The following is a 16,875-nucleotide window of genomic DNA, read 5'->3' as shown; positions in this document are numbered from 1 at the left end:
TGTCTTTCTGGTGACTTACGCCCGCCGGATGCTTGAAAATAGTCGCAATACCCATACGATGTGGGTAATCGCATAGTGCGTTTTGTTAAACTGAGGTAAAAAGAAAATTATGATGCGAATCGCGCTCTTCCTGCTCACCAACCTGGCGGTAATGGTGGTTTTCGGGCTCGTGCTAAGCCTGACAGGAATTCAGTCGAGCAGCGTTCAGGGTCTGTTGATTATGGCGCTGCTGTTTGGTTTTGGTGGCTCTTTCATTTCCCTGCTGATGTCGAAGTGGATGGCTCTGAAATCGGTAGGCGGTGAGGTTATCGAACAACCGCGTAACGATATGGAACAGTGGCTGATGAATACGGTGGCCCAGCAATCCCGTCAGGCTGGGATCGCCATGCCGCAGGTAGCCATTTACCACGCTCCGGATATCAACGCCTTCGCCACCGGTGCCCGTCGTGATGCGTCACTGGTTGCCGTCAGCACCGGGCTGCTGCAGAACATGAGCCGTGACGAAGCCGAAGCGGTTATTGCCCACGAAATCAGCCATATCGCTAACGGTGACATGGTAACCATGACCCTGATTCAGGGCGTCGTGAACACCTTCGTTATCTTTATCTCCCGTATTCTGGCGCAGATTGCGGCAGGCTTTATGGGTGGTAACCGCGACGAAGGCGAAGAGAGCAACGGTAACCCGCTGATCTATTTCGCTGTCTCCATGGTTCTGGAACTGGTATTCGGTATCTTGGCCAGCATCATCACCATGTGGTTCTCCCGTCATCGTGAATTCCACGCGGATGCCGGCTCTGCGAAGCTGGTTGGTCGTGAGAAGATGATTGCGGCGCTGCAGCGTCTGAAAACCAGCTACGAGCCGCAGGAAGCGAACAGCATGATGGCTTTTTGCATCAACGGTAAATCGAAATCGCTGAGCGAGCTGTTTATGTCTCATCCGCCGCTGGATAAGCGTATTGAAGCGCTGCGCAGTGGGGAATACCTGAAGTAACGCGAAGAACCGCAATAAGCCGGGCAGGAGAACACTCCGCCCGGCTTTTTTTATGCCTGTACTGTGGGCTGGGTCACCCGCAGTCCGCTGACGACAGCCGCGAGGGTGGCAAGGACACCTGCGGTGAGTAGCGCAACGTGGTTACCGTTTTGTCCGGCGAGGTTAAACATCAGGGCTACCAGTGCCGCACCGGTGCTTTGCCCCAGCAGGCGCGCGGTACCCAACATGCCGCTGGCTCCTCCGCTGCGATGGCGCGGTGCGGAGGTGATAATGGTGTGGTTGTTCGGCGACTGGAACAGGCCAAAACCGGCACCACAGAGGATCATGCGCCAGATAATATCCAGATCCGTAGGTTGCGAGGGAAGCAGCGCCAGCGCAAACAGACCCGTCGCCATGACTGCCAGCCCCAGCGCGCCCAGTAATCCGGCATGCACGCGCTCTATTAAATAACCTGCCAGCGGTGCCATCACCATCGTGGCCAGCGGCCACGGGGTTAACAGCAGGCCGGTCTCCACTTCTGAACGTCCAACCACGCTCTGCAAAAAGAAGGGCAGAGAAACCAGAGCCAGCATCTGGGCGCAGAATGAGCAGACAGAGGTGCAAATGGAGAGCGAAAAGAGGGGGATGCGCAGCAGGTCAACAGGCAGTAAAGGCACCGGGAGAGTGAGCTGGCGGCGAACAAAGAAGAAACCTGTGACCAGCAGCGCGAGCAGTTCCACTCCGGTAAGCACCAGCGATTGCCCCTGCGCAAAGCCGCTCAGGGCTGTAATCAGCAGGCCAAAGGTAAGGGCATTCATCACCGCGCTCGCGACGTCGAACCGCGGCATGGTGCTTTTGGGGCCGTTAGCGGGCAGGAAGCGCAGGGCAAAGAAGATGGCCACGATACCCAGCGGCACGTTAATGGCGAAGAGCCATTGCCAGGATGCAACGGAAAGAATAGCCGCCGCAATGGTTGGCCCGGCGGCGGAAGAGACGGCGACAATAAACGAGTTTATTCCCATGCCGCGCCCCAAATGACGCTGCGGATAAATTAAGCGAATCAACGCCGTGTTTACGCTCATGAGCGCCGCGCCACCAAAACCTTGCGCAATGCGTGCAAGCGTCAGGGTATGCAGTGAATCAGAAAGGGCACACAACAGCGAGGTAATGGTGAAAACCACCAGACCACACTGATACACCCGACGGTAGCCGAACATATCGCCCAGGAAGGAGAACGAGAGCAGGGAAACCACAATCGCAATCTGGTAGGCGTTAACAATCCAGATTGAACTGGCGGGAGAAGCATGCAGGTCGCTGGCGATGGTTGGCAGGGCAACGTTGGCAATTGCGCCGTCAAGGACGGCCATTGAGATACCGATAATGATGGTCGCTATCGCGCCATACCGCTGGGGTAACGGCAAGCCATCGGAAAGATTCTTTTCCATTAGGGTTAAAAAAGCTCAGCGTGAAATTATTCTCAGGGTAACTATTTTAGCATTGTTACAGCCGCGATATGTCGCAGATTTGTAACGAAGTAAACGCGGATTGATTGCAGGTGACATGACGGGAACTTATAATAAAAACCGGTTCTGATTTTTATAAAACACTCTCTATGAGGTGGTAAATGGCTATTGCGGATTTGGATAAACAGCCAGATTCTGTTTCTTCCGTGCTGAAGGTGTTTGGCATCTTACAGGCGCTCGGGGAAGAGCGTGAAATTGGTATTACGGAGTTGTCGCAGCGCGTGATGATGTCGAAAAGCACCGTTTATCGCTTTTTGCAAACCATGAAGTCACTGGGCTATGTTGCACAGGAAGGCGAGTCAGAAAAATACTCTCTGACCCTGAAACTGTTCGAACTCGGTGCCCGCGCGCTGCAAAATGTTGATCTGATCCGCAGCGCTGATATTCAGATGCGTGAAATCTCGCGCCTGACCAAAGAGACCATCCATCTCGGTGCGCTGGATGAAGACAGCATTGTTTACATCCATAAAATCGACTCCATGTACAATCTGCGCATGTATTCGCGCATTGGTCGTCGCAACCCGCTCTACAGTACCGCCATTGGTAAGGTTCTGCTGGCATGGCGCGATCGCGAGGAAGTGAAGCAGATCCTCGATGGCGTGGAATACAAGCGCAGTACGGCGCGAACCATTACCAGCACGGACGAACTGTTAACGGTGCTCGATCGCGTGCGTGAGCAGGGGTATGGCGAAGATAATGAAGAACAGGAAGAAGGGCTGCGCTGCATCGGCGTTCCGGTGTTTGACCGCTTTGGCGTGGTGATCGCGGGCTTAAGTATCTCTTTCCCAACCCTTCGCTTCTCTGAAGAGCGTCTGCACGAATATGTCGCTATCCTGCACACTGCCGCACGTAAGATTTCTGAACAGATGGGCTATCACGACTATCCGTTTTAATCTCTGTTCGCATAAAAAACGCCGCAGAAGTTGCGGCGTTTTTGTCAGTGATTAAACCAGTTGATTAGCCCTTATCGATGACGACGGACGTTTTACGCAGTACAGGACAGTTCGTTAAGCCAATGATCCCGCTGTCAGAATGCAGATACTGTGCAGTGCTCAGTCCTTGTGCCGTTAAATACTTACACTGAATGCCTAAGCCGGCTGCGTTTTCGGTGCTTCCCACGAGCACACCATAACCCGTTAACAGAAGGCCAATCCAGACGATGGCCAGTGCAATAATTGTTCGAATGATTAAGCGCATCATTACCTCTTTTATCGTTGTTATCATACAGCTAGCGTAAACGGTTTACGCTATGAAACAAGTGCACGATTCTGAAAAAAGCGCGATGGCGGTACAGTTAGTCCTTGTTTAAGATAACCGTGATAACCTGGTTACATCAGGTCTTTAGACGGAGTGTGGAGTGAAAAAAATACGCTGGGTGATTCTGATTATCGTGCTGATAGCGTGCGTGGTGTTATGGACGCAGACTATCAATGTCATGTGCGATCAGGATGTACAGTTTTTTAGCGGCGTCTGCGCAATCAATAAGTTTATTCCGTGGTAACACGCATTTTTTCTCAAGGTGATTTCCTTCCTTCGCGCCAGTGGTAAAATAGACGTTTTTATTGAGGTGGTGAAATGGGTGAGTTACTGAATTCAGGGCTGCTGAATATGGCATCCCTGATGATTTCTTTGGTTGTTCTGCTTGTGGGGCTGGTCATCTGGTTTTTCGTAAACCGGGCCAGTTCGCGTACGAACGAGCAGATCGAACTGCTGGAAGCGCTGCTCGATCAGCAAAAACGTCAGAATGCGCTGCTGCGCCGTCTGTGTGAAGCTAACGAGCCGGAAGAGAAAGACGCGCCGAAAGACGCGGTCGCTGAAGATAACAAAGACGAAGACGACTTTATCCGCCTGGTGGCTGAGCGTTAATCTTTTCGTGCTGGGAGGTGGCTGTGGTCTGGAAAAATCCCTGGTATGACCCCTCCCTGAAACATCACACCCCAAACGGCTTTCGTAATACCCACCCTGCAGAGCATCAAACCGGCGACCTGGACCGCTGGCGTAAGGCGCGTAAAGAAGCCGGTTTGCCGAAACCACCCGCGCTGGGTTATGAAGATTTTATCCGTCAGTGGTGGCAACCCGCCGAGCTAACGCAGCCTCAGGAAGATGGGGTGTGGTGGCTGGGACATGCGAGTGTGTTACTCCAGCTAGACGGCAATTTCATCCTTACCGACCCAGTTTTTTCACAGCGCGCCTCTCCGCTCCCTTTCCTGGGACCACAGCGTAAGACGCCTCCTGCACTGTCTGTCGAAAAACTGCATCAGCTTGATGCGGTCGTCATTTCCCATAATCATTACGATCATCTTGATGATGCGACCATTCGCCGTATTCTCAAACGCTTTCCCGACGTGAGTTTCTTTGTCCCGTTAGGACTGGCCGCCTGGTTTCGACGCCGGGGAGCAAGGCGCGTGGTGGAGCTCGACTGGTGGCAGAGTTTCACCTGGCAGGGGATGACGCTGACCGCCGTACCTGCGCAGCACTGGAGTATGCGCACGCCGTGGAACCGCAATCGCTCCTTATGGTGCGGCTGGGTCATGGAAGGGCGGCATCATCGTTTCTGGTTTAGCGGTGATACAGGGTACTCGCCTGAACTACTGTTGATACCTGAACGTCTGGGGCCTGTTGATGCTGCCGCGTTACCGGTGGGGGCCTATGCCCCGCGATGGTTCATGGCTGTACACCATATGGATCCGCAATCTGCGGTGGCATTGTGGCAGCAGCTGGGTTGCCCTCTGGCGTTTCCCATTCACTGGGGGGTGTTTGAACTGGCAGATGAAGCGTTGGATGAGCCGGTGCAGGAGTTAACTGACGCGCTAGATAATTTAGCACCAGTTAACCATTCTTTCAGGATACTGAAAATTGGCGAATATTTATCCTTATAAACGACGCGATAAATTGTTGCATATATTCTGTAAGTAAACGCGCTTAAGAATGTTTTATTTTTATCGAAACGTTTTGCTTGCCTTGTTTTGATGCAGAGTCATAAAAATTTCATTATTTTGGTGCATAACACTGTTTATTACCTGATGCATTTTAATACAGTCGGGCGCGCGTTATTAACGCTGTTTTTTCTCTGAAACAATTTGGCCGCGTTACAATGATTTAAGCATAAGTTTTCACAAATTGTTCTAACTCAATCAATGCGTAAAATTTCTTTTCCCGGTTGCTGGACGCTTTGTAATGATTGAGCTATGTTAAAAATGTCTTAGATTACAGCGGCCGTGCAAACAGCGTTGGATCTTTGTTGCGAAGCAGGGCTGTCTGTATGTGATGCGCATAATTGTGCAAAACCTGACGGGCACTGTTCGAATTTGTGCGGCGGATCGAGACATGTTTAAAAATGGCTTGCCATATTAAACATTGTGTGTGATAACACGTTTTGGGTCAAACGAGGTACAGTTCTGTTTATGTGTGGCATTTTCAGTAAAGAAGTCCTGAGTAAACACGTTGTCGTTGAATACCGCTTCTCTGCCGAACCTTATATTAGTGCCTCATGCAGTAATGTCTCAGTTTTATCTCAGTTAATGCCTGCGGGCTAAGAAAACACTCTAAGGAATTTTGCAAATGGCAAAGATTAAAGGTCAAGTTAAGTGGTTCAACGAGTCTAAAGGTTTTGGTTTCATTACTCCTGCTGACGGCAGCAAAGACGTGTTCGTACACTTCTCTGCAATCCAGGGTAACGGCTTCAAAACTCTGGCTGAAGGCCAGAACGTTGAGTTCGAAATTCAGGATGGCCAGAAAGGCCCTGCTGCAGTTAACGTAACTGCTATCTGATCGAACCACTGCTGACTGAAACGCGCCGCGTTTCAATCTCAGACATAAAGCCTCGCATAACGCGGGGCTTTTTTATGCCCCTTATCTTTCAAAATATTACGATCCGCGGCCTTGTTAGTACCTTGTTGCAAAGCTGCGAGGTTAGTAGCACTGTTTCGCCACCTTCCTCCCGGCTTTTCCCGTTAAATCAGGGCGTTGTTTAACAGCCCTGGGGTTCAGGTGAAGAAGAAATTGATAACGGCCACTGGCAATTTCACGCCAGCGCGTTTTGCTCTGCTCTGTTTAGCTATTTTTTGTAGTCTGGCTTTTTTGCTGGGCCGCGTTGCCTGGCTGCAAATTATCAAGCCTGACAATCTGGTGAAGCAGGAAGATATGCGATCCCTCCGCCAGCTGGCGATTGACGCGCCGCGCGGCATGATAATGGATCGTGAAGGCCGACCGCTGGCGGTGAGCGTGCCTGTCCGGGCCGTATGGGCCGATCCCAAAACGGTGCTGGCAAAAGGGGGCGTCGGCGCTGATGAACGCTGGCAGGCGTTGGCAAATGCGCTGCATCTCTCCCTGGATACGCTTTCGGCTCGCATCAACGCCAGTCCACAGGGGCGTTTCATTTACCTTGCCCGTCAGGTCGATCCTACGCAGGCAAAGTGGATCGATAAACTGAATCTGCCCGGCATCAATTTACGCGATGAGTCCCGCCGTTTTTATCCTGCCGGTCATGTGGCCGCGAACCTGATTGGTTTCACCAATATCGACGGACAGGGCATTGAAGGCGTGGAAAAAAGCTTCAATACGCAATTGACGGGCAAGGCCGGGGTGCGGCAGGTAAGGGAAGACCGCTATGGACGCGTGGTTGAAAACCTGACCGAAGTTGCGCCCGCGCCCGCGCACAACATTCAGTTGAGTATTGACGAGCGGCTGCAAACCATTACCGAAGATGCGCTCGATAACGCCGTGGCCTGGAACAAGGCTGAGTCAGGCGCATCGGTGTTAATTAATATCCCAACCGGGGAAATACTCGCCATGGCGAGCTATCCGGACTTCAACCCCAACAATCGGGAAGGCGCGACGATAAACGATTTCCGCAATCGCGCCATCAGCGATACGTTCGAACCCGGTTCGACCGTCAAGCCGCTGGTGCTGATGACGGCCCTGCAGCAGGGGCTGGTCCAGCCGGACAGCGTGATTGACACTCACCCGTATATCCTTGACGGGCATCGTATCCGCGATGTGGGTTACTATCCTGAACTGACGATGACTGGGATCCTGCAAAAATCGAGCGACACCGGCGTATCCCGGCTCTCGCTGGCGATGCCCGTTCAGCATCTTATTGATACCTACCGAAACTTTGGCTTTGGCACCAATACGGGGCTTGGCCTAACGGGTGAGAGTGCGGGACTGTTGCCACATCGTAAATACTGGAGCCAGCTCGACAGAGCGACCTTTGCCTTCGGCTACGGGCTGATGGTAACCCCGCTCCAGCTGGCGCACGTCTACGCCACCATTGGCGGCTTCGGGCTTGAGCGTCCCCTCTCCATTACCCGTATCGATCCCCCCGTCATTGGCCACCGCGTCATGCCGGAAGAGATTGCGCATGAAGTGGAACACATGATGGAGAGCGTGGCGCTTCCCGGCGGCGGCGGGGTTAAGGCCGCCGTTCGTGATTACAGGGTGGCGGTTAAAACCGGTACGGCGAAGAAAATTGACGATAGCGGAAAATATGTTGATAAATACGTGGCTTACACCGCGGGCGTTGCGCCTGCCAGCGATCCGCGCTTTGCCCTGGTGGTGGTAATTAACGATCCCCAAAACGGGGCCTACTACGGTGGTGCCGTTTCCGCCCCTGTCTTTAGTGAGATTATGGGTAACGTGCTGCGTCTGGAGAACGTGAAGCCTGACGGGCTACCGGCGGGTTCCGATCACCTCATCGTTATGCGTTAACCGGGCGTTTATAACCAGGGCGAATAGCGGTACACTTCGCCCTTTGATTATGTTCCGGAGTTACCATGTCCTTCAGTTGTCCCCTTTGCCACGCGGTCCTGACGCGCTCAGTTAAAAGTTATAGCTGTCCGCAGGGGCATCAGTTTGATATGGCGAAAGAAGGCTACGTGAATCTTCTGCCGGTACAGCATAAGCGCTCCCGCGACCCCGGTGACAGCGCAGAGATGATGCAGGCACGCCGCGCGTTTCTGGACGCCGGACACTATCTGCCGCTGCGGGAGACTGTCGCGCAAATACTGAACGATATTTTGCCTGGTTCATCAACCGCCATGCTCGATATCGGGTGCGGGGAAGGGTACTACACCGCGCGGTTTGCGGAGGTTGCACGCGAGAAGGGCGCGCTGACGTTTGGTCTGGACGTGTCGAAAGTGGCGATTCGCGCGGCGGCAAAACGTTACGCTGACGTGACGTTCTGCGTGGCGTCCAGCCACCGGCTGCCGTTTGACGATGCCAGCATGGACGCTGTGATCCGCATTTACGCGCCCTGTAAGGCCGAAGAGCTGGCACGCGTGGTGAAACCGGGCGGATGGGTGGTCACCGTTACGCCGGGCCCGCGTCATCTGATGGAGCTGAAAGGGCTTATCTACGACGAGGTGCGTCTGCATGCCCCTCATTCTGAACAGCTGGCCGGTTTTACCCTGAAGCAAACGCAAAGCGTGGCGTATGACATGACGCTCAAAGGGGAAGAGGCTACCGCGCTGCTGCAGATGACGCCGTTCGCGTGGCGGGCAAAACCGGAAGTGTGGGCAGCGTTAGCTGCACTCTCAGCATTTTGCTGCCAGACGGATTTCAGTATTCACGTCTGGCAGCGCGAAGATTAACCCGCGAAGTGTGCCCAGAGGATCTGGGCACCAATCCCAATTAATACAATCCCGCCCAGGATCTCGGCGCGTTTACCCAGCAGTGGGCCGATAAACCGTCCGACCATCATTCCCAGCGTGGACATAATCAGCGTTGCGCAGCCAATGGCCAGCGCGGTGGCGATAATATTAACCTGCAGGAAAGCCAGACCGACGCCGACGGCCATCGCATCCAGACTGGTGGCGATGGCCGTGGTGACCAGCAGCCAGAATCCGTGACGGTGCAGTGGCTCCTCAGCTTCATCATCAGTACCGCGAAAACCTTCGATCACCATTCGACCGCCGAGAAACACCAGCAGGACGAACGCAATCCAGTGGTTCCACTCCAGTACAAACTGGCTGGCAAGCATGCCAAGGCCCCAGCCGATAAGGGGGGTCAGCGTTTCGATAGCGCCAAAAATCAGGCCTGTGCGCAGGGCTTCTGAGAATTTAGGTTTGTGGAGCGTGGCACCTTTCCCGATGGAAGCAGCAAAGGCGTCCATGGACATGCCAAAAGCGAGGAGGATCGTAGCGGAGATATTCATAACAGCGTCCAGACCGGGGATATCCATATGACACATCACTGCCCCCAGTAAACAGCAGTTGATGTATCTATGGTCTCGCCTGATCGCTTTGCACATAAAATGTGCTGAAAACGATCCGTACGCGCCACGTTTTTCAACGAGTATGTTGACACGTACATTTCCTGTGAACAGGAAATCGGCTACTCCCCAACGACGGGCGCAACCTTAACATATTTTGAGAATATAAAACAACAATGAAAATGCATTATTTAAAACGCTTATTGATAACGATTTTCATTTGTCTTTAAGCGTGAAAATAGCGTTAAAAAATAGAGATAAAATTAACGTTCTGGATATAGCTTCGGCTATATTTCGTGCGCAAAATAGACACAGAATATAGCCATTGCTATATATCTAACTTATTGAGTTTTAAGGATTAGGTTGTATATTCTTTCCAGATCGTCAATATTCTTCACCCGGATAAGCAGGCGACGCTGTTCTAATTGCATAACCAGCACACCGTCTTCGGATAAATTCATCTCTTTAATACGGTTATATTCTATCCATACGTTGGCGAAGAAAAATCCACGGGATTTAAAAATGATTTTCGGCGTGCGGATCCAGAACAGATAAATCGCCATTAATGCCAGCGCACATAATAACCATGTGGTTAATATTGCACCATGGCTGGTGACGTTATTGTAAATAAGGATGACGATGAGACCGGCGAAGATAAACGCATCCACGCGCCCGCGTCGCAGAAGGGGAAGGGAGAGCAGCGTCTCGCCGTGACGGCGGGGCATGATGAACTCGTCATAGATCGCGTAAGCCAGAAGGGCTGCAATAAATAAAACCAGTACGATGTCCGTGACAGTCATTCATCCTCCAGAAAACAGATAAAAAAACCGGGGGCAAGCCCCCGGCGTCTAACGTTATTGCTTTACAGGCCCAGCAGACCTACAGCGTAGCCCGCGATACCGATGACGAAGAAGCCAACGATAATCCACAGCGGGTTCACTTTCTTACGCAGCAGCCACATACAGGCGAAGGTCAACAGCAGAGGGACCAGACCAGGCATAAGCTGGTCCAGGATAGTCTGCACGGTGGTGACGCGGGTCTGGCCATCCTGCCCGGTGATGGTTGAAACCACCAGCGGGATGTTGACGTGCGTCCACTTGTTAACCAGCGCCCCCATGACAAACAGGCCGAGGATTGATGCCCCCTCAGTCAGTTTCTGCAGGAAGCCGCCGCCCATGTCCTTAACGATGTCCACCCCTTTACGGTAGCCGTAGGCCACGCCGTAGTAACGGGTCAGCAGGCGCACGGCGTTGAACAGGATGAAGAACAGCAGTGGGCCCAGCAGGCTGCCGCTCATCGCGATACCGGCACCCAGTGCCGCAAAGACCGGACGCACGGTACCCCAGAAGATTGGGTCGCCAACGCCGGCCAGCGGGCCCATCAGACCGACTTTGATACCGTTGATGGCACCATCGTCAATCTCTGCGCCGTTCGCTCGCTGCTCTTCCATCGCCAGCGTAACGCCCAGAACCGGAGCTGCTACATAAGGATGGGTGTTAAAGAATTCCAGGTGACGCTTGATCGCCTGACGGCGCGCTTCGTTGTTTTCCGGGTACAGGCGTTTGATCGCCGGTACCATGGAGAAGCAGAAACCCAGCGCCTGCATACGTTCGAAGTTCCATGAACCCTGAAACAGGTTAGAACGGATGAACACGCCACGAATATCACCCGGAGTGAGTTTTTTCTCGGTGGTAGTTTTTGTCATATCAACCATTTCGCTCACCTGTTAGTCCAGTTCGTTATCGAGATCGTTGTTACCAGCAGCCTGCGCTGGGGCACCCGCGACGCGGTTATATTTCGGGCTGAGCTGGATGTAGAGAATCGCCATCACCGCACCAATCACACCCAGCGCAACCAGGTTGAAGTTGGTGAATGCAGCGGTCACGAAGCCGAGGTAGAAGAACGGCATCAGGTAGCCTGCGCGCATCATGTTGATGACCATCGCATAACCGACGACCACGATCATACCGCCCGCGATGTTCAGACCGCCGGTGACCACTTCAGGAATGGCGTTCAGCATGCTCTGGACTTCACTGGTACCGACAGAGATCGCAACGATGACGGCTGGGATCGCAATACGCATCGCCTGCAGGAACAGGGACGAAACGTGGATCCACGACAGTGCCGTGAGGTTACCGTTGTCAGCCGCCTTATCCGCCGCGTGCTGGAAGGCCACGGTGATAGTACGAACGATGATGGTCAGAACCTGGCCTGCGGCTGCCAGCGGGATCGCCAGGGCGATACCTGCACCAATACTCTGGTGACCGGCAATAACCAGAACGGTAGAAATGATAGAGGCCAGCGCGGCATCGGGCGCAACCGCCGCACCGATGTTCATCCAGCCCAGGGCGATCATTTCCAGGGTACCACCGATGATGATACCGGTTTTCATGTCACCCAGAACGGCCCCAATCAGCGTACAGGCCACCAGAGGGCGGTGGAACTGAAATTCATCAAGTACGGATTCCATACCCGCAATACATGCGACGACGAACACCAGCACAATCTGAAGAGTGGTAATCTCCATTGCACTTCTCCTATTACATAAACTTTATGTGAGAACCGGCGCGGGCTTATTTCCCAACTTTGCCGATCAAATCCATCATTTTCAGTTTTTGATCCGTGGAAACCTTACGGGCTTCCAGCTCAATACCGCGCGCATTCAGCTTGTTGAATGCTTCGATATCTTTCGCATCGACTGAAATGGCGTTGTTGACCTGCGTTTTGCCCTGACGGAATGCCATACCACCAATGTTCACGGAGGTGATTTTCACGCCGCCTTCAACAATGCGCTCAACGTCTGTCGGGTTAGTGAACAGGAGCATGACGCGTTCACCCGCATATTTCGGGTTGTTGTACACGCGGATCATCTTGGCGACATCCACGACGTGCGCGGTAACGCCAGGAGGAGCAACCTGAGTCAGAAGGGTTTTACGAACGGTGTCGGCGGCTACTTCGTCGCTGACCACGATAATGCGTCGAACGTTGGTCTCTTTGGTCCAGCGCGTGGCAACCTGGCCGTGGATTAAGCGGTCATCAATACGGGCAAGACCGATAACCATGTAATCATTCGGGCCCATCGGTTTTGCCGGCGCTGCCGCTTTCGGTGCCGCTGCAGGCGCAGGGGCTGGTTTTTCTACCGGCTGCGCTTTCAGGGCTTTTACCCCTTCGCGACCGGTTTCAACGGCCAGGGCCACCAGTTCGTCGAAAGACGGATTGTCGTCGCGCGCCATGAAGGTTTCCACCAGCATGGGGATATTTACCCCGGCGACAACTTCATAGTGCTCTTTATCGACGACAATGCGGCTGGCAGCATTGAACGGGCTGCCGCCCCATGTATCAACGAGAAACAGCACGCCCTTGCTGGTATCCAGCTTCGCGAGTTGAGCGTTGTACTTCTCAATCAGCGTCTCGGCGTTTTCACCGGGAACGAAATCGATCCAGCCGACGTTTTCCTGCTCGCCCAACAGCATCTCTGCCGTTTTGAGTAGCTGCTCAGCAGCCCAACCATGTGTGCCTATGACAATAGCAATGGTCACTTGCTACCTCCTTTTATTATCATTAATACGCCTGCCGGGCAGTCGTACTGAGAATCGTATTGGCGAACCGAATCGATTCAGATAAGGGTTAGAGTTCAAAAAACTAAGACTTCCGCGAATTATTTTAGATAGTGAAAAAATAATTTATGTGATGAAGATCCGTAATTTAGCCACACGTGACAGATTTATCTTAAGGTTACAGCCCCAGTGTTACAGATCTTTGCAAAGGAACGTAAATCTTTGCTAAAAATGCATTGTGTCTGATATGTTTAGCCTCCGTTTAATTGTTCAGGAGTATAGGGCTACAGCCCACTATATGGACCGTCACCGACGTCAGTCATCTTCCAGGCCATTTCGCGCCTTTTTCACCGGCGATCCTCGCCACGTATCGACTCTGTCTTCCTCTGTTTTGCCCACGTTGAGTGGGGCACCGTTTCGTCATTCCTTTAGCAGGAGCTTGTCATGGAATTCTTAATGGACCCATCAATCTGGGTAGGATTGCTCACGCTGGTGGTGCTGGAGATTGTTCTCGGCATCGATAACCTGGTGTTTATTGCCATCCTCGCGGACAAACTGCCGCCAAAACAGCGTGATAAAGCGCGTCTGATTGGTCTTTCGCTGGCGCTGGTCATGCGACTGGGCCTGCTGTCCGTCATCTCCTGGATGGTCACGCTGACCAAACCGCTGTTCTCCGTCATGGATTACACCTTCTCCGGCCGTGATTTGATCATGCTGATCGGGGGGATATTCTTGCTCTTCAAAGCGACGACTGAGCTCCATGAGCGGCTGGAAAACCGGCAGCATGACGATGGGCACGGCAAAGGCTATGCCAGCTTCTGGGTGGTGGTGCTGCAGATCGTGGTGCTTGATGCGGTCTTCTCGCTGGATGCGGTGATCACGGCGGTCGGCATGGTGAACCATCTGCCGGTAATGATGGCTGCGGTCGTTATTGCAATGGCGGTCATGCTTCTGGCCTCGAAACCGCTGACGCGTTTCGTGAACCAGCATCCCACGGTGGTGGTCCTGTGTCTGAGCTTCCTGCTGATGATCGGTTTGAGCTTGGTGGCCGAAGGCTTTGGCTTCCATATTCCGAAAGGCTACCTGTACGCCGCGATTGGCTTCTCGATCCTGATCGAGCTGTTCAACCAGATTGCGCGCCGTAACTTCATTAAGCAGCAGTCTAATCAGCCGCTGCGCGCCCGTACCGCAGATGCCATTCTGCGCCTGATGGGCGGTCGTCGTCAGGTGAACGTTCAGTCTGATTCCGAAAACCACAACCCGGTTCCGGTTCCGGAAGGGGCGTTTGTGGAACAGGAGCGCTACATGATTAACGGCGTGCTCTCTCTGGCCTCTCGTTCACTGCGCGGGATCATGACCCCGCGCGGGGAAATCAGCTGGGTTGATGCGAACCTGAGCGTGGATGAAATTCGTCAGCAGCTGCTCTCTTCACCGCACAGCCTGTTCCCGGTTTGTCGCGGTGAGCTCGATGAGATCATCGGCGTCGTGCGGGCAAAAGAGATGCTGGTCGCCCTGGAAGAGGGCGTCAATGTCGAAGCCGTTGCTGCCGCATCGCCTGCGATTGTCGTGCCGGAAACGCTGGATCCGATCAACCTGCTGGGGGTGCTTCGCCGCGCGCGCGGTAGCTTTGTTATCGTTACCAACGAGTTTGGTGTGGTGCAGGGGCTGGTAACGCCGCTGGACGTGCTTGAAGCGATTGCCGGTGAATTCCCGGATGCCGACGAAACGCCGGAGATCGTCGCCGACGGCGAAGGCTGGCTGGTTAAAGGAACGACCGACCTGCACGCGCTCTCGCACACGCTGGGGCTGGAAAACGTCGTTAACGATGAAGAAGATATCGCGACCGTTGCCGGTCTGGTTATCGCCGTTAACGGGCAAATCCCGCGCGTAGGCGATGTGATTGAGCTGCCGCCGCTGCACATTACGATCGTCGAAGCCAACGACTATCGCGTTGATATGGTCCGCATTGTTAAAGAACAATCTGCCCACGACGAAGATGAGTAAGTCTGCTTAACGCAGCGGCATTAAGGGCACGATGTGCCCGTTATGACGCGCTGGCGGGGGAGTACGTCCCGCCAGCCAGTCTGGAAAGTCCCGTAGCGGCATCGGCCGCGCATAGAAAAACCCCTGCAGGACAGGTACGCCATGGCGGCGTAAATATCGCGCCTGCTCCTCCGTCTCGACCCCTTCAGCCACCAGTTCGATATTCAGCCGCTGACCCAGAGCAATAATGATATCCGTCACCGTTGAATTCACGGCATCTGTGCCAATGGCCGTGGTAAACGACTGGTCGATTTTCAGCACGTCCGGGTGCAGCTTTTCAAGCCAGGAGAAGGAGCTGTTTCCGGTGCCAAAATCGTCGATGGCGAGCTTCACCCCTTTACGATGCAGTTCGCGCACGATGCGATAGTCCGCATCCAGCAGCGCATCCCGCTCCGTTAATTCAATCACCAGCTGCTGGCGCGGATGGGCGCTGAACCAGAGGCGGTTCAGGTCCTGCAACAGCACCGCGCGACGGAAATGGCTGGCGGCGACGTTAATACCGATGTGAAAACCGGCGCTGGAGGGGAAGTAGCCTATCTGGCGCACCGTTTCGGCGATCACATAACGGGTGAGGGGGACAATTTGGTTGTGTTCTTCGGCCAGAGGAATAAACACCTCCGGTGAGATCCACCCCTGACGGGGGTTATTCCAGCGCAGCAGGATCTCAACGCCGGTGCATTTCTGGGTACGGGCATTCACCAGCGGCTGGCAGAAAAGTTCAAATTCCCGCGATGCGATCCCCATGTCGATCTCCCACGTGAAGCTCATCCGGTTTGCCGTGGCCAGCCAGGCGAGATAGCCCAGCAGCAGGCTGAGCATGAGCCCCAGCGGCAGCTGGGCTGGCAGGCTTTTTAAGGCAAGCTGTCCAGGGCCTGGCCCGCTGACCGTAATGGTGAAAGGATTTCGGGATGATGACTGCTGGAAAATGGAGCCATCCTCATCAAACGTCAGGCTGTCGGTGACGCGTTGACCATAGCGCAAAAAGCGATCGCCCACGCTTAGCGCCACGTCATTGATGAGCGGACGCTGCGGCTCCAGAATCATTTTGGTGATCAGATCGATATTGATGATTTCGATGATGCCATCTTCACCGCTCCCGGAGACGGGATACCACTGGATCACTATCGGGCTGCCCTTCAGCAGCCACTGGTCAGTCGATAAAATCAGTTTTGCGGTGCTGGCGGGTAATTCCGTCAAAAAGTCGCGAACGGGCACATCGCGGCTTCCGAAAATACTCGAGCAATACAGGATACCGTCTTTAATCAGGGCGATGGAGCGCACCGTCTGCAAAATGGCGGCCTGCTTTCTCAGGGCCAGGTGCGCCTGCGGGCACGGCTGACCGACCAGCGGCTGTAGCACGCTGCGGCGGTTTTCTAAAGAAAGTAGTACGTTATCGAGGGCGCGAACGGAATGGCTAGTAAAATCGAGGATCCGCTGCTGGTTAACGTTGCGCTGTGAAATAAAGCGAATGCCTAACGTCAGGATGAGCGTAAGGAGCGCAACCGCCACACAGACGATAACGCGTTTTCGGCGATAGTTTTTAATGATCGTTTGTGCAGTTTGCATGAACGG

General features: G+C 53.7%; 18 protein-coding genes, 1 pseudogene and 1 riboswitch. Of the genes and pseudogenes, 11 read left to right on the top strand and 8 right to left on the bottom strand.

The genetic code is table 11. The annotated features are described in order from the left end of the window. Positions 1-109: 109 nt before the first annotated feature. Complete coding sequence (gene htpX, locus ACWHWP_RS14160; RefSeq protein ID WP_014884290.1) at positions 110-991, top strand: protease HtpX; 882 nt, start codon at positions 110-112, stop codon at positions 989-991. A 50-nt stretch (positions 992-1,041) separates the two neighbouring features. Here htpX and ACWHWP_RS14155 read toward each other — a convergent pair whose 3' ends face one another. Then, a complete protein-coding gene (locus ACWHWP_RS14155; protein ID WP_447855864.1) occupies positions 1,042-2,415 on the bottom strand; it encodes an MFS transporter in 1,374 nt (457 codons plus the stop codon). Between the two features lie 179 nt (positions 2,416-2,594). Between ACWHWP_RS14155 and kdgR the strand changes: the two genes are divergently transcribed. Further along, a complete protein-coding gene (gene kdgR / locus ACWHWP_RS14150; RefSeq protein WP_059312762.1) occupies positions 2,595-3,386 on the top strand; it encodes a DNA-binding transcriptional regulator KdgR in 792 nt (263 codons plus the stop codon). Positions 3,387-3,450: 64 nt separating this feature from the next. Here kdgR and ACWHWP_RS14145 read toward each other — a convergent pair whose 3' ends face one another. Beyond that, positions 3,451-3,690 carry a YobH family protein gene (locus ACWHWP_RS14145; RefSeq protein WP_447856687.1) on the bottom strand — a complete coding sequence of 80 codons (240 nt, stop codon included), beginning with the start codon at positions 3,688-3,690 and terminating at the stop codon, positions 3,451-3,453. 160 nt (positions 3,691-3,850) lie between these two features. Between ACWHWP_RS14145 and mgrB the strand changes: the two genes are divergently transcribed. From mgrB to rlmA, 7 genes and pseudogenes are all read left to right on the top strand, one after another. Continuing rightward, positions 3,851-3,994 carry a PhoP/PhoQ regulator MgrB gene (mgrB, locus tag ACWHWP_RS14140; RefSeq protein WP_006175995.1) on the top strand — a complete coding sequence of 48 codons (144 nt, stop codon included), beginning with the start codon at positions 3,851-3,853 and terminating at the stop codon, positions 3,992-3,994. Between the two features lie 74 nt (positions 3,995-4,068). Then, entirely contained in the window at positions 4,069-4,359 is a 291-nt protein-coding gene (locus ACWHWP_RS14135) for a YebO family protein (protein WP_008500484.1), read from the top strand. A 23-nt stretch (positions 4,360-4,382) separates the two neighbouring features. Further along, positions 4,383-5,372 carry an MBL fold metallo-hydrolase gene (locus ACWHWP_RS14130; protein ID WP_447855863.1) on the top strand — a complete coding sequence of 330 codons (990 nt, stop codon included), beginning with the start codon at positions 4,383-4,385 and terminating at the stop codon, positions 5,370-5,372. Between the two features lie 525 nt (positions 5,373-5,897). Beyond that, positions 5,898-6,042: pseudogene (locus ACWHWP_RS14125) on the top strand (DUF2627 domain-containing protein). A 12-nt stretch (positions 6,043-6,054) separates the two neighbouring features. Then, positions 6,055-6,264, top strand: coding sequence for a transcription antiterminator/RNA stability regulator CspE (gene cspE / locus ACWHWP_RS14120; RefSeq protein ID WP_001062678.1), 210 nt, complete (start codon positions 6,055-6,057; stop codon positions 6,262-6,264). A gap of 219 nt (positions 6,265-6,483) precedes the next feature. Then, the gene (ftsI, locus tag ACWHWP_RS14115) at positions 6,484-8,202 is read left to right on the top strand and encodes a peptidoglycan glycosyltransferase FtsI (protein ID WP_447855862.1); all 1,719 of its coding nucleotides are present in this window, start codon (positions 6,484-6,486) and stop codon (positions 8,200-8,202) included. Between the two features lie 65 nt (positions 8,203-8,267). Further along, entirely contained in the window at positions 8,268-9,083 is an 816-nt protein-coding gene (rlmA, locus tag ACWHWP_RS14110) for a 23S rRNA (guanine(745)-N(1))-methyltransferase (RefSeq protein WP_447855860.1), read from the top strand. Here the strand turns inward: rlmA and mntP are convergent. The 5 genes from mntP to manX all read right to left on the bottom strand — a co-directional run bounded on the left by mntP (position 9,080) and on the right by manX (position 13,242). Then, positions 9,080-9,646, bottom strand: coding sequence for a manganese efflux pump MntP (gene mntP, locus ACWHWP_RS14105; protein WP_047346086.1), 567 nt, complete (start codon positions 9,644-9,646; stop codon positions 9,080-9,082). The two genes, rlmA and mntP, sit on opposite strands and share 4 nt — an antisense overlap. A 10-nt stretch (positions 9,647-9,656) precedes the next feature. Further along, positions 9,657-9,846, bottom strand: a riboswitch (yybP-ykoY riboswitch). A 198-nt stretch (positions 9,847-10,044) separates the two neighbouring features. Then, positions 10,045-10,503: a DUF986 family protein gene (locus ACWHWP_RS14100; RefSeq protein WP_447855859.1), complete on the bottom strand. Its 459-nt coding sequence runs from the start codon at positions 10,501-10,503 to the stop codon at positions 10,045-10,047. Between the two features lie 62 nt (positions 10,504-10,565). After that, positions 10,566-11,417 (bottom strand): PTS mannose transporter subunit IID, encoded by an 852-nt coding sequence (locus ACWHWP_RS14095; RefSeq protein WP_006810994.1) that lies wholly within the window; start codon positions 11,415-11,417, stop codon positions 10,566-10,568. A gap of 12 nt (positions 11,418-11,429) precedes the next feature. Further along, on the bottom strand, positions 11,430-12,230 hold the full coding sequence (gene manY, locus ACWHWP_RS14090; RefSeq protein WP_024909729.1) for a PTS mannose transporter subunit IIC: 801 nt from the start codon (positions 12,228-12,230) through the stop codon (positions 11,430-11,432). 46 nt (positions 12,231-12,276) lie between these two features. Beyond that, complete coding sequence (manX, locus tag ACWHWP_RS14085; protein ID WP_032641236.1) at positions 12,277-13,242, bottom strand: PTS mannose transporter subunit IIAB; 966 nt, start codon at positions 13,240-13,242, stop codon at positions 12,277-12,279. A gap of 265 nt (positions 13,243-13,507) precedes the next feature. Here manX and ACWHWP_RS14080 point away from each other — a divergent pair, with 265 nt between their 5' ends. Beyond that, positions 13,508-13,717, top strand: a complete 210-nt coding sequence (locus tag ACWHWP_RS14080) for a protein YoaL (RefSeq protein WP_072250748.1) — start codon at positions 13,508-13,510, stop codon at positions 13,715-13,717. Further along, positions 13,705-15,264, top strand: coding sequence for a CNNM family cation transport protein YoaE (gene yoaE / locus ACWHWP_RS14075; RefSeq protein WP_047345840.1), 1,560 nt, complete (start codon positions 13,705-13,707; stop codon positions 15,262-15,264). The genes ACWHWP_RS14080 and yoaE overlap by 13 nt, the downstream gene beginning before the upstream one ends. A 6-nt stretch (positions 15,265-15,270) precedes the next feature. Here the strand turns inward: yoaE and ACWHWP_RS14070 are convergent, their stop codons facing one another. Beyond that, entirely contained in the window at positions 15,271-16,869 is a 1,599-nt protein-coding gene (locus tag ACWHWP_RS14070; protein ID WP_059312766.1) for an EAL domain-containing protein, read from the bottom strand. Positions 16,870-16,875 lie beyond the last annotated feature (6 nt).

This window comes from Enterobacter sp. WI-ESBL-E8, from assembly GCF_053364895.1.
This window is presented reverse-complemented; position numbering and strand designations above follow the sequence as displayed.

Bases quoted from the DNA above. Each gene is read 5' to 3' on its own strand.
- manY (WP_024909729.1), bottom strand. From the start codon at position 12,230: ATGGAGATTACCACTCTTCAGATTGTGCTGGTGTTCGTCGTCGCATGT.
- ACWHWP_RS14080 (WP_072250748.1), top strand. From the start codon at position 13,508: ATGTTTAGCCTCCGTTTAATTGTTCAGGAGTATAGGGCTACAGCCCAC.
- yoaE (WP_047345840.1), top strand. From the start codon at position 13,705: ATGGAATTCTTAATGGACCCATCAATCTGGGTAGGATTGCTCACGCTG.
- kdgR (WP_059312762.1), top strand. From the start codon at position 2,595: ATGGCTATTGCGGATTTGGATAAACAGCCAGATTCTGTTTCTTCCGTG.
- ACWHWP_RS14135 (WP_008500484.1), top strand. From the start codon at position 4,069: ATGGGTGAGTTACTGAATTCAGGGCTGCTGAATATGGCATCCCTGATG.
- ACWHWP_RS14155 (WP_447855864.1), bottom strand. From the start codon at position 2,415: ATGGAAAAGAATCTTTCCGATGGCTTGCCGTTACCCCAGCGGTATGGC.
- rlmA (WP_447855860.1), top strand. From the start codon at position 8,268: ATGTCCTTCAGTTGTCCCCTTTGCCACGCGGTCCTGACGCGCTCAGTT.
- ACWHWP_RS14070 (WP_059312766.1), bottom strand. From the start codon at position 16,869: ATGCAAACTGCACAAACGATCATTAAAAACTATCGCCGAAAACGCGTT.
- mntP (WP_047346086.1), bottom strand. From the start codon at position 9,646: ATGAATATCTCCGCTACGATCCTCCTCGCTTTTGGCATGTCCATGGAC.
- htpX (WP_014884290.1), top strand. From the start codon at position 110: ATGATGCGAATCGCGCTCTTCCTGCTCACCAACCTGGCGGTAATGGTG.
- ACWHWP_RS14095 (WP_006810994.1), bottom strand. From the start codon at position 11,417: ATGGTTGATATGACAAAAACTACCACCGAGAAAAAACTCACTCCGGGT.
- ACWHWP_RS14145 (WP_447856687.1), bottom strand. From the start codon at position 3,690: ATGCGCTTAATCATTCGAACAATTATTGCACTGGCCATCGTCTGGATT.
- ACWHWP_RS14100 (WP_447855859.1), bottom strand. From the start codon at position 10,503: ATGACTGTCACGGACATCGTACTGGTTTTATTTATTGCAGCCCTTCTG.
- cspE (WP_001062678.1), top strand. From the start codon at position 6,055: ATGGCAAAGATTAAAGGTCAAGTTAAGTGGTTCAACGAGTCTAAAGGT.